Genomic DNA, 14,634 nt, shown 5'->3' on the forward strand with positions numbered 1-14,634 from the left:
TGCCACACGCCACCGGTGACGAGGCGCCGCTCAGTTACCGAGGTAGGGCGAGACGACGACCTCGACGCGCTGGAACTCCTTGACGTCGGAGTAGCCCGTCGTGGCCATGGCGCGCTTGAGGGCGCCGATGACGTTGGTCGCGCCGTCGGCCTGGCGACCCGGCCCGAAGAGGACCTCCTCGAGCGAGGCCTGGCCGCCGAGGGCGATGCGCTCGCCCCGCGGCAGCTGCTGGTGGTGGGCCTCCGGGCCCCAGTGGTAGCCACCGCCCGGGGCATCGGTCGCCCGGGCCAGCGCCGCACCCAGCATGACGGCGTCGGCGCCGCACGCGACGGCCTTGACGATGTCGCCCGACGTGCCCACGCCACCGTCGGCGATGACGTGGACGTAGCGGCCGCCCGACTCGTCGAGGTAGTCACGGCGGGCCGCGGCGACGTCGGCGACGGCCGAGGCCATGGGGGCGTGGATGCCGAGCGCCGTGCGCGTCGTGTGCGCGGCGCCACCGCCGAAGCCGACGAGCACGCCCGCGGCCCCGGTGCGCATGAGGTGCAGGGCCGCCGTGTAGGTCGCCGCACCGCCGACGATGACCGGCACGTCGAGCTCGTAGATGAAACGCTTGAGGTTGAGCGGCTCGGCGCGGCCCGACACGTGCTCGGCCGAGACGGTCGTGCCGCGGATGACGAAGAGGTCGACGCCGGCCTCCACGACGGTCTTCCAGTGCTGCTGGGTGCGCTGGGGCGACAGCGCCCCGGCGACCGTCACGCCCGCCTCACGCAGTTGGCGCAGACGCTCGGTGATGAGCTCGGGCTTGATCGGCTCGGCGTAGATCTCCTGCATGCGGGCCGTCGCGGCGCCGTCGTCGAGGGCCGCGATCTCGGCCAGCTGCTGCGTCGGGTCGTCGTAACGCGTCCAGAGGCCCTCGAGGTCGAGGACGGGCAGGGCGCCGAGCTTGCCGAGCGCGATGGCGGTCTCGGGCGAGACGACCGAGTCCATCGGGGCCGCCATGACCGGGATGTCGAAGTGGTAGGCGTCGATCTGCCACGACACCGAGACCTCCTCGGGGTCACGCGTGCGCCGCGAGGGCACGACGGCGATGTCGTCGAAGGAGTAGGCGCGCCGTCCGCGCTTGCCTCGGCCAATCTCGATCTCGGTCACCGGGCGATCCTACCGACCCGGCCACGAGCGGACGTATGCCGTCCCGCGGGCTCCGCGGGACGGCATACGTCATCGGGTGGGTCGCGAGAAGGCGGTCAGCCCACCGTGTAGTTGGGGGCCTCGACGATGCCCTGGATGTCGTGCGGGTGGCTCTCCTTGAGCGAGGCCGAGGTGATGCGCACGAACTGGCCCTTCTCCTGCAGCTCGGGCACCGTGCGCGCGCCGACGTAGAACATCGACTGGCGCAGGCCACCGAGCATCTGGTGGGCGACGGCCGAGAGCGGGCCACGATAGGCGACGCGCCCCTCGATTCCCTCGGGGACGATCAGGTCGTCGGACTCGACCTCGGCCTGGAAGTAGCGGTCCTTGGAGTAGGACTTCTTGCCGCGGCTGCTCATGGCCCCGAGCGAGCCCATGCCGCGGTAGCTCTTGAACTGCTTGCCCGCGACGAAGATGAGGTCGCCCGGGCTCTCCTCGCAGCCGGCGAGGAGCGAGCCCACCATGACCGAGTCGGCGCCGGCGACGATGGCCTTGGCGATGTCGCCGGAGTACTGCAGGCCGCCGTCGGCAATGACCGGCACCCCGGCAGGCTTGCACGCCTGGGCGGCGGCGTGGACCGCGGTGATCTGCGGCGCGCCCACGCCCGTGACGATGCGCGTCGTGCAGATCGAGCCCGGCCCCACGCCGACCTTGACGGCGTCGGCCCCGGCGTCGACGAACGCCTGGGCGCCCTCACGGGTCGCGACGTTGCCGCCGATGACCTGCACGTGACGGGTCGCCGGGTCGCTCTTGAGCCGGGCGACCATCTCGATGAGCAGGCGCACGTGGCCGTGGGCGGTGTCGGCGACGAGCACGTCGACGCCGGCCTCGATGAGGGTCGTCGCACGCTCCCACGCGTCGCCGAAGTAGCCGATGGCCGCGCCGACCATGAGACGGCCGTCGGCGTCGTTGCTCGCGTCGGGGAACTGCTCGCCCTTGACGAAGTCCTTGACCGTGATGAGCCCCGCGAGGTGGCCGTCGGCGTCGACGATCGGCAGGCGCTCGCGCTTGTGCTGGCGCAGGAGGGCCGTCGCCTCGTCACGCGTGATGCCGACGGGACCGGTGATGAGCGGCATCGGGGTCATGACGTCGCGCACCAGCGTGGTGGCCCACTCGGCGACGGGCGTGAAGCGCAGGTCGCGGTTGGTCACCATGCCGATGAGCTTCTTGTCCTCGCCGATGACCGGCAGGCCCGAGACGCGGTACTCGCCACAGATCGCGTCGAGCTCCTCGAGGGTGCGGTCGGGGCCGATGGTGATCGGGTTGGAGATCATCCCGGTCTGGGTGCGCTTGACGAGGTCGACCTGGTAGGCCTGGTCCTGGATGGAGAGGTTGCGGTGCAGCACGCCGAGACCGCCTTGACGGGCCATGGCGATGGCCATCCGCGCCTCGGTCACCGTGTCCATCGCCGCCGAGATGAGCGGGGACCTGATCGACAGCTCGCGCGTCAGGCGCGTGGAGGTGTCGATGTCGTTGGGGGCGAGGTCGCTGTAGCCCGGCAGGAGCAGGACGTCGTCGTACGTCAGGCCCATCGGGGCGAAAGCAGCGGGCACGTCAGACGATCCGAGGCTCATTGCCCGATTCTACGGGCTCGCGCGAGCCCCTCCGAACGGGTGTCAGGACCCGGCGTTCGCGGCCGACCCGGGGGCCAGGGTCGCGGCCGCGCCCGACACGGCGGTGCCGACGACACCGTCGACGGCTGCGCCCACTCCCGTGACGGCGCCCGACGGGCTCGAGGGCGCCGGCTTGCTCCGGTGCGGCTTGGTCGCGCCGGGCCTGGTGGTGCGCGCCTGCGACGTCGGGGTAGCTGCCGGGGCGAGCGTCGTCTGCGGGACCACCGTGTCCGTCGCCGACGCCGTGGTCGTCGGGGTCGGGGTGGGGGTGACCTTCTTGCCGCCCTTGCTGCCGGCGGTCGGCTTCTTGCCGTGGTTCGTCGCCGGCGGGGTCACGGCTTGGCTGTCGGCCCCTGATGCGCCGCCCTGCACTTTGCCGCCCTGCCCGTTGCCGGTCACGGCCTTCGTGCCATGGGTGCCCTGCCCGTTGCCGGTCGCGGCCTTGCTGCCCTTGGCGTCCTGGCCGTTGCCGTCCTGGCCGTTGCCGGACGCCTCGGCGCCGGCCGCCCCGGGCGCCTCGGCCGTGGGGCGCCCCGTCGTCGCCCGCGCGGCTGGCAGCAGCACGATGGTGCCGTCGGCGCGACGGGCGAGGACGAGGCCCGCGGCCTGGGTCGTGCCCACCGTCTGCGGGATCCCGAGCCGCGTCAGCAGCCCGCTCGGCGCACTGCTGCGGGCGCTGTCGTCCATCAACGTGACGATGCGGGCACGGTCGGCCTGGCTCGGCCCGTTGGCGGGCAGGGTGACGGCTGCGGCGACGCCAGCGCCCGAGGCGGCCACCACGAGCGCGGCGAACGCGCCGAAGTAGCGGTGCTTGTTCGCGATCCGGCGCCGCCCCGTCCGCGAGGGGAGGGGGGTGTCCGCCTGCGTGGCGAGCGCGCCGAGCAGCCCGGCGAGGGGATCGGGCCCCGCGTCGACGCGGCCGGCGAGGCGGTCGAGGAAGAGGTCGTCGGCGATGAGCTCGCTCATGGGAGACAGGTCGTTCACGCCACGTCACCCGCCCCGGCCTGGGCGAGCATGGCCCGCAGCTTGGTCAGGGCGCGGTGCTGGGCGACGCGGACCGCACCGGCTGACATCCCGAGCGCGGCGGCGGTCTCGTCGGTGCTCATCCCGACGGCGACGCGCAGGGTGAGGATCTCGCGCTGCTGCGCGGGCAGCCGCTGCATGAGCGTCATCGCCGTCGCAGCGTCGTCGCGCATGACGGCCAGCGACTCCGGGGACGGTCCCTCGTCCGGTCCGTCGGGCACCTCCGCCACCGGTGCCGGACCGCGCATCGCGGCCCGCTGCACGTCGGCGAGCTTGCGAGAGGTGATCGTGTAGACGAAGGCCTCGAAGGGCAGCCCGCGCTCCTCATAGGTCGCCAGGGCGGTCACGACGGCCATGCACACCTCCTGGGCGACGTCCTGGGCTGTGTCCTCGGCGCCGAAACGACCGAGGCGGACGCGGGAGTAGCGCAGGGCCATGTCCCTGACGCGCGCCAGCAGCACGTCGCGGGTGTGGGGATCACGCACGGCGAGCGCGGCAAGCTCACGAAGCGATGGAGCGTCCACCCGCTCCATCGCGCCGACACCACCGGGCGTTACGCCCGTGTGTGTGGACCACCCAAGACCCATGAGAGTCGACGTCCCCCGAACTGTCGTCTGTGCTGGTGACGCCATCGTCTGCGCTCCGGTCGACCCTCGCCCGGAGCGCAGCCATGCTAGTGCTGTGCCCGCTTCTCGGACGAGCGCGACGGCGCCGTCCGACCTCGAGGACGAGCATGCCATCAGGATGGCAAGTCTTGAACAAGTCCTTAAGATTCCGCTCTTTATCCGTGATCGCGTGCCCGGTTAGCGTCGATTCCGCGGTCCCGCACCTCACCTCATGCACCGAGCGGGCCGGTACGACACGGCGGCAACCCCGCCCCACCGAGAGACGAGTTCATGGCCGAGATCACCCGCCTGCCCGGACCGGTTGCCGACCTCTGGGACTGGCAGCTGGACGGAGCCTGCCGGGGCGTCAGTCCCGAGGTCTTCTTCCACCCCGAGGGCGAGCGCGGACCGCGCCGCCGCAACCGTGACGCCGAGGCCAAGGCCGTGTGCGGCGCGTGCCCGGTGCTGACCCAGTGCCGCTCGCACGCGCTCGAGGTCCGCGAGCCCTACGGCGTCTGGGGCGGCCTGACCGAGGCCGAGCGCGAGGTCCTCTACGACGGCATCCCACAGGCCTCGTGACCACCTGACGTCCGCCGGCACACGTCGCCGGCGGCACGAGCCCCTCGGCCCACCCGCGAGTCACGACGGGGTCGCGGAGGTCGAGCAGCAGCAAGGGCCGCTCCCCTGGGGGAGCGGCCCTTGCTGCTGTCGTGCCCGGCTCAGACGCGGGAACCCTCAGACCCCCGCGCCGTATGCCGTGTGGCGGCCCTCGTCAGTGACCGTGACCGTGCCCGTGGCCACCGGCCTCCGGCTCCTCCTCGGGCTTGTCGACGACGAGCGTGTCGGTCGTGAGGATCATCGACGCGATGGACTCGGCGTTGCGCAGCGCGGACCGCGTCACCTTGACGGGGTCGATGACGCCGGCGGCGATGAGGTCGCCGTACTCGCCCGTGGCCGCGTTGAGGCCCTGGCCGAGGGGCAGCTCGGCCACCTTGGAGGTGACGACGTAGCCCTGCAGGCCGGCGTTCTCGGCGATCCAGCGCAGCGGCTCGGCGACGGCCTTGCGCACGATGGAGGCACCCGTGGCCTCGTCACCGGTGAGCTCGAGGGCGTCGATGGCCGAGGCGGCGTGGATGAGGGCGGTGCCGCCACCGGCGACGATGCCCTCCTCGATGGCCGCACGCGTCGCGGAGATGGCGTCCTCGATGCGGTGCTTCTTCTCCTTGAGCTCGACCTCCGTGTGGGCGCCGACCTTGATGACGCAGACGCCACCGGCGAGCTTGGCGAGACGCTCCTGGAGCTTCTCCTTGTCCCAGTCGGAGTCGGTGCGCTCGATCTCGGCCTTGATCTGGTGGACGCGGCCGGAGACCTCGCCCTCCTCGCCGTTGCCGTCGATGATCGTCGTGTTGTCCTTGGTGAGGACGACGCGGCGGGCCTGGCCGAGGACGGTCAGGTCGGCCTGGTCGAGGCTGAGCCCGACCTCGGGCGCGATGACCTGGCCACCGGTGAGGATGGCGATGTCCTGGAGCATGGCCTTGCGGCGGTCGCCGAAGCCGGGAGCCTTGACGGCCGCGACGTTGAACGTGCCGCGGATCTTGTTGACGACGAGCGTCGAGAGGGCCTCGCCGTCGACGTCCTCGGCGATGATGAGCAGCGGCTTGCCCGACTGCACGACCTTCTCGAGGATGGGGAGGACCTCGGCGACCGAGGAGATCTTGCCCTGGTTGATGAGCACGTAGGCGTCCTCGAGGACGGTCTCCATGCGCTCGGTGTCGGTGACGAAGTACGCCGAGAGGTAGCCCTTGTCGAACTGCATGCCCTCGGTGAACTCGAGCTCGGTGGCGGTCGTCGAGGACTCCTCGACGGTGATGACGCCGTCCTTGCCGACCTTGTCGAACGCCTCGCCGATGAGGCCACCGAGAGTGGCGTCCTGGGCCGAGAGCGTGGCGACGGAGGCGATCTCGTCCTTGCCGTCGACCTCGCGGGCGTTCTCGAGGAGGCGGTCGTTGACCGCCGTCACGGCCTTGTCCATGCCGCGCTTGAGCGCGGCCGGGGCGGCGCCGGCGGCGACGTTGCGCAGGCCCTCCTTGACCATGGCCTGGGCGAGCACGGTCGCGGTGGTCGTGCCGTCACCGGCGACGTCGTTGGTCTTGGTCGCGACCTCCTTGGCGAGCTGGGCGCCGAGGTTCTCGTAGGCGTCCTCGAGCTCGATCTCGCGGGCGATGGTCACGCCGTCGTTCGTGATCGTGGGGGCGCCCCACTTCTTGTCGATGACGACGTTGCGGCCCTTCGGGCCGAGCGTCACCTTGACGGCGTTGGCGAGCGCGTCAACGCCGCGCTCGAGCGACTTGCGGGCGGAGTCGTCGAACTCCAGCTGCTTGGCCATGGTGTTCCTTTGGCTCGGGTTGCTTAGCGGTTCTGGGTGCTCCGGGTGGCGGTGGCCGGGCCCGGGTGAAACGGGACGCACCCCGGTGAGGCCCCAGCGGGGCTCACCGGGGTGCGGTCACGGCATACGGCTGAGTCAGCCGACGATGGCGAGGACGTCGCGGGCGGAGAGGATGAGGTACTCCTCGCCGCCGTACTTGACCTCGGTGCCGCCGTACTTGCTGTAGATGACCTTGTCGCCGACCTTGACGTCGAGCGGGACGCGCTCGGTGCCGTTGTCGTTGAAGCGGCCGGGGCCCACGGCGAGGACCTCGCCCTCCTGGGGCTTCTCCTTGGCCGTGTCCGGGATGACGAGGCCGGAGGCAGTGGTCTGCTCGGCCTCGAGGGACTTGACGACGATGCGGTCTTCGAGCGGCTTGATGGAAACCGACACGGTGGTGACCTTCCCTTCGGGACAGTCGGAAAACTGACGACGGACTGTGGGCTCTTCGAGGCTGGCCGCCGTCGCGGGGGTCGGCCTCCCTCGAGGAGGGCGCTGGCACTTTCAGGTCGAGAGTGCCAACAAGAAGAAATCTAGGTTTGCCATTAGCACTCGGTCAAGTCGAGTGCCAGAATTCCCGGCGCGTCACGCTCGGGGCGGGCGCTGGCAGGATGAGGTCATGGACGCCGCGATGGTCGACCGCTTGTCAGCGGGTGAGGGCTGGGCGCTGCTGCAGTCGCTGCCGCCCTACGACGAGAACGGGTCGCTGCACCTGCAGGGACGCCTGCGCGAGGCGGGTTTCGCGCCCGACCTCGTCGCGGCCGCCATGACGCAGTCGCGGCTGCGGGCCCGGGGCGTGGAGAAGTTCGGCGACTTCGCCGCGGGGATGCTCTTCACCCCCGACGGGCTCGAGCAGTCGACACGGCTCGCGATCGCCGCCCGCCATGCCCACCGGTATGCCGCTGCGGGCGTCCGCGACGTCTACGACCTCGGCTGCGGACTGGGCGCCGACGCCATGGCCTTCGCCGGCCTCGACCTGACGGTCCACGCCGTCGACGCCGACGACACGACCGCCCGGATCGCGGCCGTGAACCTCAGGCACTGGCCGTCGGCGCGCGTGACGCACGCCCTCGCCGAGGACGTGCGCCTGCCGCAGGGCGAGGGGCGGCGCCACGTCGGCCTGTGGCTCGACCCCGCCCGCCGCGTCTCCGGCGTCGCCGACATCACCGGCCGCACCAAGCGGGTCTTCTCCCTCGACGCCATCTCGCCGTCGTGGTCGCAGGTGCTGTCCCTGGCCGAGCAGGTCCCGGCCACGGGTGCCAAGCTCTCCCCCGCCTTCCCGCACGGCTCCGTGCCGCGCGGGAGCGAGGCGCAGTGGACGTCGTGGCACGGTGAGGTCCTCGAGTGCGCCGTCTGGTGGGGTCCTCTCGTCGCGACGCCCGGCCGGACCGCTGCCGTGTGCACCGATTCCTCGACGTCGGTCGTCACCGAGGCCGACGCCGCCGAGGGAGGGCAGGCACCCGGGCTCGGCTCGCTCGACGACGTGGAGGACTGGCTCTACGAGCCGGACCGCGCCGTCATCCGGGCCGGCCTCACGGGTGCGCTCGTCGCGGCGGTCGACGGAACCGAGCTCGCGGCGGGGGTCGGCTACGTGACGAGCAGCAGGGCCGCCGACCTTCCCTGGGCGCGCCGCTACCGCGTCGTCGAGGCGATGCCGCTGTCGACGAAGCGCCTGGCCCGCTGGCTGCGCGACCACGGCCACGACCGGGTGACGATCAAGAAGCGCGGCGTCACGCTGGACGCCGACCAGCTCCGCCGCCAGCTGAAGATGACCGGGCGCGGCAAGGGTGGGTCGGAGGCCACCCTCGTGCTGACCCGTGTCGGAGGCAGCCAGGTGGCGCTCGTCGTCACCCCCGCCTGACGCCCCCAAGGATGACAGGCGGGCATGGTGCGCCGAATGGTGCTGCGTTCGGTGGGGTCATGACTCCACCGAACGCAGCACCATCGGCAGGTTCACCGCTGATGGGGTCCCCTCAGAGCGCGGCGTCCGGCTGCGCCCCGACCCACCGCACCGCGGCCGCGCCGGCGGCGTTGGCAGCCTCCAGCGCCCGCTGGCCGCCGGCTCCGCTCGCGAGCGCTGCGGCGAGCGCCCCGCAGAAGGCGTCGCCCGCACCGACGGTGTCGCGCAGGTCCGACGGGTGGACCGGCATGCCGTCGACGCCGTCGGTGCCCCAGCGGGCGCCCGCGGCGCCGAAGGTCACGAGGAGCGACTCCGGCACGAGGTCGGAGTCGGCGAGCAGCCGCATCTCCGACTCGTTGACGACGACGGGGTCGGCGAGCCCGATGACGTCGTGCGGCAGGGCGGCATACGGGGCGAGGTTGAGCACGACCCGGGCGCCGGAGGCGTGCGCGGCGCGGGCCGCGTCGGCCACCGTGCCGAGGTCGACCTCGAGCGAGCAGAGCAGGACGTCGCCGGGTCCGAGGCGGCCGGCCTCGTCGACGAGCGCGCGGTCCGGCTCGCCGTTGGCCCCCGCGACGACGATGATCGAGTTCTCCCCCGCCTCGTCGACGGTGATGAGGGCCGTGCCCGTCGGCGCCGTGGTGCTCGTCGACACCGCGGACGTGTCGATGCCGAGCGCGGCGAGACGCGCGACGTAGGTGGCGCCGGCCTCGTCGGCGCCGACGCGCGCGAGCATCTGCACGTGGCCCGCCCCGGCACGTGCGGCGGCCGCGGCCTGGTTGCCGCCCTTGCCACCGGCCAAACGGCCCCCGGACCGGCCGAGCACCGTCTCACCCGGCGAGGGATGCCGCTCGACGAGGGTCACGACGTCGACGTTGAGCGAGCCGAGGACCGTGACCCGGCCCATCAGCGCTCCCCCGCACGCCCGAGCAACGTGTCGGCCCAGAGACCGGCGTAGCGCGGACCGTCGACGCCGAGCGCGACCTCGAGGCGGACCGGGGCCTCGCCGTGCGGGTCGTGCGCCATGTCCCCGCTCCAGTCCCTGCGGTCGACGATCGTCCGGCCGCGCGACCACGTGCCCGCGAGCTCGACCCGTAACGGCAGCGTCTCGGTCGTCAGGCCCGCCCGGTCGATGACCGCGCACACGGCTCCCGCGTCACCGATCGTCGACGCGTCCCGGCCGAAGCGCGCGTTCTGGAAGGCGAGCAGCCGTCCGCCGAGCTCGGCGGGACCCCGACCCCCCACGGCGATCAGCTCCTCGACGACGTCGGACCGTACGACCGGCTCGTAGAAGACGTCGAGGCCGTACATCGTCACCGGGATGCCGAGGTCGGCAGCCGCGTCGAGCGTGACGGCAGCCGCCTCGGGGTCGTGGAACACGTTGAACTCCGCAGACGCCGTCGCGTTGCCGACGTTGGCGGCCCCACCCATGAAGACGATCTCCGAGATGCCCTGCGCCGCATCGGGATACGTGCGCAGCAGGAGCGCGATGTTGGTCAGCGGCGCGAGCGGCACGAGCGTCACGGGCCGCTCGCGCTCGGCGGCCTCGCGACACACGTCCCGCAGCAGCTCGACCGCGTGCCGGGGGTCGGCGGTGACGGCGGCCGGTGCCCAGCCCAGGTCGGCCATGCCGTCGTCGCCGTGCACGTGCCGGGCGTCCACGGGCACCTCCAGCAGGGGTCGTTCGGCGCCTCGGGCCACCGGGACGTCGCCCCGCCCTGCCGTCTCGAGGACGAGCAGGGTGTTGCGCACGACGTCGTCGACGGGCGCGTTGCCGCCGACGCAGGAGACGGCGCGCAGGTCGAGGGAGGGGTGGAGGGCTGCGAGGAGCAGGGCGCACGCGTCGTCGACACCGGTGTCGACGTCGAGCACGACGGGAGTGGGATCGGTCGTCACAGCGGCAACGTACCTGCTCGGCCGGTCGGGCACCGCGAGTGCGGGCTCGTGGGCCCGACGGGGATAGTCTCGAACGATGCGCACGAGTCGGATTCGACGCCCCTCCTCGGTGGGCTGGACCGTGCTCGCCGCGACGGTGACCGTGGTCGCGGCGGCCTGCTCGGCAGCACCACCCACGGCTGGGCCGTCCTCATCCACGACCTCGACGACCCCGTCCGCCTCACCCCCACCTGTCTCGACCACGGCGCCCCCGACGAGCGCCCCTCCCACGACCACCTCCACTCCCCCGGCCACCGCCTCGCCCACCCCGACAGCGACCAGGCCCGTGGCACCGACCTCGTGCGCCGCCTCGATCGTCGCGCGCATGGGTGCCGTCGAACGAGCCGGACAGCTGCTCATGGTGGGCCTCGACAGCGGCGCGAGCCGCACGAGCCTCGACGCGCTCGTGGCCCGCCGCCACCTCGGTGGGGTCATCCTGCTCGGCGGGTGGACCGGTGGCACCGAAGGGGTGCGCGCGACGACCCGCCACCTCTCCGCGCTCGCATCGGCCGAGGACACCGCGGGTCTGGGCCTGCTCGTCGCCGCCGACCAGGAGGGTGGCGCCGTCCAGCAGCTGCGGGGGGACGGCTTCAGTCGTATGCCGTCCGCCCGCGTCCAGGACCAGGGCTCGCCGGGTGCCCTGACCGCGAACGCGACCCGTTGGGCCGAGCAGCTGCGAGCCGCGGGCATCAACGTCAACCTCGCTCCGGTGGCCGACACGGTGCCGACGTCGATCGGCCGCGCCAACGGACCCATCGGGCAGTACGACCGGCAGTTCTCCAGCAACCCCGACCGGGTCGCCCGGATGGTCGGCGCGTTCATCGCCGGCATGCGGGCCGGTGGGGTCGCGGCCACCGTCAAGCACTTCCCCGGCATCGGGCGCATCACCGGCAACACCGACGTCACGGCGAGCGGCATCACCGACCGGACGACGACGACGGACGACGCCTTCCTCGAGCCGTTCCGGGCCGGCATCAGGGACGGGGTCGGGCTCGTCATGGTCGGCTCGGCCATCTACAGCCGCATCGACCCGGGCACCAACGCGGTCTTCTCCCGGCCGATCGTCACCGGCCTGCTGCGCGACCGCCTCGCCTACGACGGGGTCGTCATCACCGACGACGTCGGCAAGGCCAGGGCCGTGGCCGCGGTGCCGGTCGGCGAGCGTGCCACCCGCTTCATCGAGGCCGGGGGTGACATCACCCTGACCGCCCGCGCGAGCACCGTCCCCGCCATGCACGACGCCATCACCGGCAAGGCCGAGGCCGACCCCGCCTTCGCCAAGCAGGTCCAGGCCGCCGCCACCCGAGTCGTCGCCCTCAAGCTGCGAATGGGCCTCGCCCACTGCCCCTGACCGACCGAGCGTGGTTGCGCTCAGCAACCCGGCACGTGACCGTCAACAGCCCCCACCGACACCCCTACCTCCCGGGCGCGCCAGCCGACGACCGAGCGGGGCGCAGTTCGCGCGGGGTCGGTCACAAGCAGCCAGGACGAGAGCCGAGCGCTGGGTCGAGAAGGAGGGCGCGCGTGCGCCCGAGCGGCATCGGCAGCCGGCAACCGGCGTATGCAGGCCAGGGTGGGCTGGTAGGGCCGGCTGACGCTCCACGCCGCGAGGGCGTGCGCGCGCCCGACGACCCCAGCCACGCGGGCCTGGGAGCGACCTAAGCCTGAACGAGCGTGACCGGCATCGACGAGTCAGTGGGAAGACCGAGGTCGCTCGGCTCGCGCCCCTTCGCCACCATCTGCGCCCCGAGAGCCGCCACCATCGCCCCGTTGTCGGTGCACAGTCCGGGCCGCGGTACGCGCAGCGTGACACCGGCCTTGTCGGACCGTTCCTGCGCGAGCGCGCGCAGCCGGGAGTTGGCCGCGACGCCGCCACCGATGAGCAGGTGGTCGACGTCGTGCTCCTTGCAGGCGAGCAGGGCCTTGCGGGTCAGCACGTCGACGACGGCCTCCTGGAAGCTCGCGGCGACGTCGGCGACCGGCACGGTCTCACCGGCACGCTGACGCGTCTCGACCCAGCGCGCGACGGCGGTCTTGAGGCCCGAGAACGAGAAGTCGAAGCGGTGACGCTCCATGTCGCGACCGGTCGTCAGACCGCGCGGGAAGTCGATGGCGATCCGGTTGCCCTCTCGCGCAGCGCGATCCACGTGGGGTCCGCCGGGGAAGGGCAGTCCGAGGACGCGCGCGACCTTGTCGAACGCCTCACCGGCGGCATCGTCCATCGTCGCGCCGAGTGAGCGCACGTCGTTCGTCACGTCGGGCACGAGCAGGAGCGAGGAATGGCCGCCGGAAACGAGCATCGCCATGGTGGGCTCGGGCAGCGGGCCGTGCTCGACGATGTCGACGGCGACGTGCGAGGCGAGGTGGTTGACGCCGTAGATCGGCTTGCCGAGCGCGAGCGCGAGCGCCTTGGCCGAGGCGACCCCGACGAGCAGGGCACCGGCCAGCCCGGGTCCGGACGTCACCGAGATGGCGTCGAGGTCGCGCAGCTGCACGCCGGCCTCGCGGCAGGCGCGCTCGATGGTCGGCACCATCGCCTCGAGGTGGGCGCGGCTCGCGACCTCGGGCACGACGCCGCCGAAGCGCGCGTGCTCCTCGACGCTGCTCGCGACGGTGTCGACGAGCAGGGTCTGACCGCGGACGATCCCGACGCCGGTCTCGTCGCAGGACGTCTCGATGCCGAGGACGAGGGGCTCCTCGCTCATGCGTCTCCCTTCGTGACGAGCAGGCGCATGACGAGCGCGTCCACATCGCCGGGTTGGTAGTAGCGGCGGCGCACCGAGATGACCTCGAAGCCGGCCCGGTCGTAGAGGCGTCGCGCCGCGTCGTTGTCGGCGCGCACCTCGAGGAGCAGCGCCTCGACGCCGTGCGACGTGGCTCGTCGAACGAGCTCGTCGAGCAGCACGCGTCCGGTCCCACGCCCCTGGTGGCCGGGCGCCGTGGCGATGGTCATGACGTCGGCGACGTCCCCAGAGACGTCGAGGCCGGCATACCCGGCGATCGTCCCGTCGGCGGTCGTCGCGACGACGTAGTCACGGCGGGGCCGGCCGGCGAGCTCGCTCCACCACGTCGCCTCGGCCCACGCGTCGTCGGCGAAGAGCTGCTGCTCGAGCTCGGCGAGGCGCGCGAGGTCGGTCCACTCGAGGTCGCGCAGGACGACCCCCTCGGCCGGGTTCGCCTGCTGCTGCGCCACGGTCATCCCAACGTCGACTTCGTCGACGGCGGGGCGGGCGCCGCGTCGGGGCGCCGGAGGTAGAGGGGCTCGAGCCCGTCGAACCCGTGGCCCGGCTCGACCCACTGCAGCTGACCCGTCGGTGCCGGAGCGGTCTCTCGCAGTCGTCGGGCCGCGAGGTCGGCCAGCACTCCCCCGCTGACGTCGAGGGGCGACACCGCGGTGGGCAGGGCGTCGGCGTAGAGCGACGGACCGCGGCCGGCAGCCGGGTAGGCCCGCAGCTCGGCAGGCAGGTCGGCAGCACGCGCGACCACGGGCTCGCTCACGCGCTCGGCCCGGGTGTCCCCGAGGACGTAGGCGGCGGCATACACCTCCTTGCGTCGGGCGTCGGTCGCGACGAGGAGGTCGCCGCGACGACCACCGAGCCACGCCTCGTGGGCGACGGCGTCGAGGCTGGTGAGCCCCCGGACGGGCAGTCCGAGGGCGAAGGCGAAGGTGCGCCCGGTGACGATCCCGACGCGGAGGCCGGTGAAGGGCCCGGGGCCGATGCCCACGACGACGTCCGTGACGTCCCCCGGCTCGGCGCCCACCGAGGCGAGCGCGGCGCGGATGTTCGGTGCGAGGTGCTCGGCGTGGGCGCGCGCGTCGAGGGTCGTGGACTCCGCGACGACCGAGGCGCCGTCGTGCAGGCCGACGGTGATGGCGGTCGTGGAGGTGTCGATCGCGAGCAGGAGCACGTCGGTCAGGCTATCCGAGCGTGCGCGGGCTTC

General features: G+C 72.7%; 14 protein-coding genes. 3 read left to right on the forward strand and 11 right to left on the reverse strand.

Annotated elements, in window-relative coordinates; all coding sequences use genetic code 11:
* Window positions 1–30 precede the first annotated feature (30 nt).
* The 4 genes from TAE01_RS07895 to TAE01_RS07910 form a co-directional block, all read right to left on the reverse strand.
* Complete coding sequence (locus TAE01_RS07895; protein ID WP_147065138.1) at window positions 31–1,152, reverse strand: GuaB3 family IMP dehydrogenase-related protein; 1,122 nt, start codon at window positions 1,150–1,152, stop codon at window positions 31–33.
* Between the two features lie 95 nt (window positions 1,153–1,247).
* Entirely contained in the window at window positions 1,248–2,765 is a 1,518-nt protein-coding gene (gene guaB, locus TAE01_RS07900) for an IMP dehydrogenase (RefSeq protein WP_147065140.1), read from the reverse strand.
* 42 nt (window positions 2,766–2,807) lie between these two features.
* Entirely contained in the window at window positions 2,808–3,770 is a 963-nt protein-coding gene (locus TAE01_RS07905; RefSeq protein ID WP_147065142.1) for a hypothetical protein, read from the reverse strand.
* 14 nt (window positions 3,771–3,784) lie between these two features.
* Window positions 3,785–4,312: a sigma-70 family RNA polymerase sigma factor gene (locus tag TAE01_RS07910; protein ID WP_246111215.1), complete on the reverse strand. Its 528-nt coding sequence runs from the start codon at window positions 4,310–4,312 to the stop codon at window positions 3,785–3,787.
* A 411-nt stretch (window positions 4,313–4,723) separates the two neighbouring features.
* Between TAE01_RS07910 and TAE01_RS07915 the strand changes: the two genes are divergently transcribed.
* The gene (locus TAE01_RS07915; protein WP_147065146.1) at window positions 4,724–5,011 is read left to right on the forward strand and encodes a WhiB family transcriptional regulator; all 288 of its coding nucleotides are present in this window, start codon (window positions 4,724–4,726) and stop codon (window positions 5,009–5,011) included.
* A 193-nt stretch (window positions 5,012–5,204) separates the two neighbouring features.
* On the opposite strand, the gene groL is transcribed toward TAE01_RS07915, so the two are convergent.
* Complete coding sequence (gene groL / locus TAE01_RS07920; protein WP_147065148.1) at window positions 5,205–6,818, reverse strand: chaperonin GroEL; 1,614 nt, start codon at window positions 6,816–6,818, stop codon at window positions 5,205–5,207.
* A 135-nt stretch (window positions 6,819–6,953) separates the two neighbouring features.
* Window positions 6,954–7,250 (reverse strand): co-chaperone GroES, encoded by a 297-nt coding sequence (gene groES, locus TAE01_RS07925; RefSeq protein ID WP_076259712.1) that lies wholly within the window; start codon window positions 7,248–7,250, stop codon window positions 6,954–6,956.
* A gap of 226 nt (window positions 7,251–7,476) precedes the next feature.
* Here groES and TAE01_RS07930 point away from each other — a divergent pair, with 226 nt between their 5' ends.
* Window positions 7,477–8,718 carry a class I SAM-dependent methyltransferase gene (locus tag TAE01_RS07930; RefSeq protein WP_147065150.1) on the forward strand — a complete coding sequence of 414 codons (1,242 nt, stop codon included), beginning with the start codon at window positions 7,477–7,479 and terminating at the stop codon, window positions 8,716–8,718.
* A 112-nt stretch (window positions 8,719–8,830) separates the two neighbouring features.
* On the opposite strand, the gene TAE01_RS07935 is transcribed toward TAE01_RS07930, so the two are convergent.
* Window positions 8,831–9,664, reverse strand: a complete 834-nt coding sequence (locus tag TAE01_RS07935; RefSeq protein WP_147065152.1) for a PfkB family carbohydrate kinase — start codon at window positions 9,662–9,664, stop codon at window positions 8,831–8,833.
* Window positions 9,664–11,019, reverse strand: a complete 1,356-nt coding sequence (locus TAE01_RS07940) for a nucleoside hydrolase (RefSeq protein ID WP_246111216.1) — start codon at window positions 11,017–11,019, stop codon at window positions 9,664–9,666. The genes TAE01_RS07935 and TAE01_RS07940 overlap by 1 nt, the downstream gene beginning before the upstream one ends.
* Here TAE01_RS07940 and TAE01_RS07945 point away from each other — a divergent pair.
* Window positions 11,018–12,043, forward strand: coding sequence for a glycoside hydrolase family 3 N-terminal domain-containing protein (locus tag TAE01_RS07945; RefSeq protein WP_246111217.1), 1,026 nt, complete (start codon window positions 11,018–11,020; stop codon window positions 12,041–12,043). The genes TAE01_RS07940 and TAE01_RS07945 overlap by 2 nt on opposite strands.
* 307 nt (window positions 12,044–12,350) lie before the next feature.
* Here TAE01_RS07945 and tsaD read toward each other — a convergent pair whose 3' ends face one another.
* The 3 genes from tsaD to tsaB are packed head-to-tail and all read right to left on the reverse strand — an operon-like array spanning window position 12,351 to window position 14,601.
* Window positions 12,351–13,397 carry a tRNA (adenosine(37)-N6)-threonylcarbamoyltransferase complex transferase subunit TsaD gene (gene tsaD, locus TAE01_RS07950; protein ID WP_147065158.1) on the reverse strand — a complete coding sequence of 349 codons (1,047 nt, stop codon included), beginning with the start codon at window positions 13,395–13,397 and terminating at the stop codon, window positions 12,351–12,353.
* Window positions 13,394–13,891: a ribosomal protein S18-alanine N-acetyltransferase gene (rimI, locus tag TAE01_RS07955; protein ID WP_147065160.1), complete on the reverse strand. Its 498-nt coding sequence runs from the start codon at window positions 13,889–13,891 to the stop codon at window positions 13,394–13,396. Before rimI ends, tsaD begins: the two co-directional genes overlap by 4 nt.
* Window positions 13,888–14,601, reverse strand: a complete 714-nt coding sequence (gene tsaB / locus TAE01_RS07960; protein ID WP_147065162.1) for a tRNA (adenosine(37)-N6)-threonylcarbamoyltransferase complex dimerization subunit type 1 TsaB — start codon at window positions 14,599–14,601, stop codon at window positions 13,888–13,890. Before tsaB ends, rimI begins: the two co-directional genes overlap by 4 nt.
* Window positions 14,602–14,634: the final 33 nt, after the last annotated feature.

The sequence above is a fragment of the Terrabacter aerolatus genome (assembly GCF_007991735.1).
Taxonomy (GTDB): domain Bacteria; phylum Actinomycetota; class Actinomycetes; order Actinomycetales; family Dermatophilaceae; genus Terrabacter; species Terrabacter aerolatus.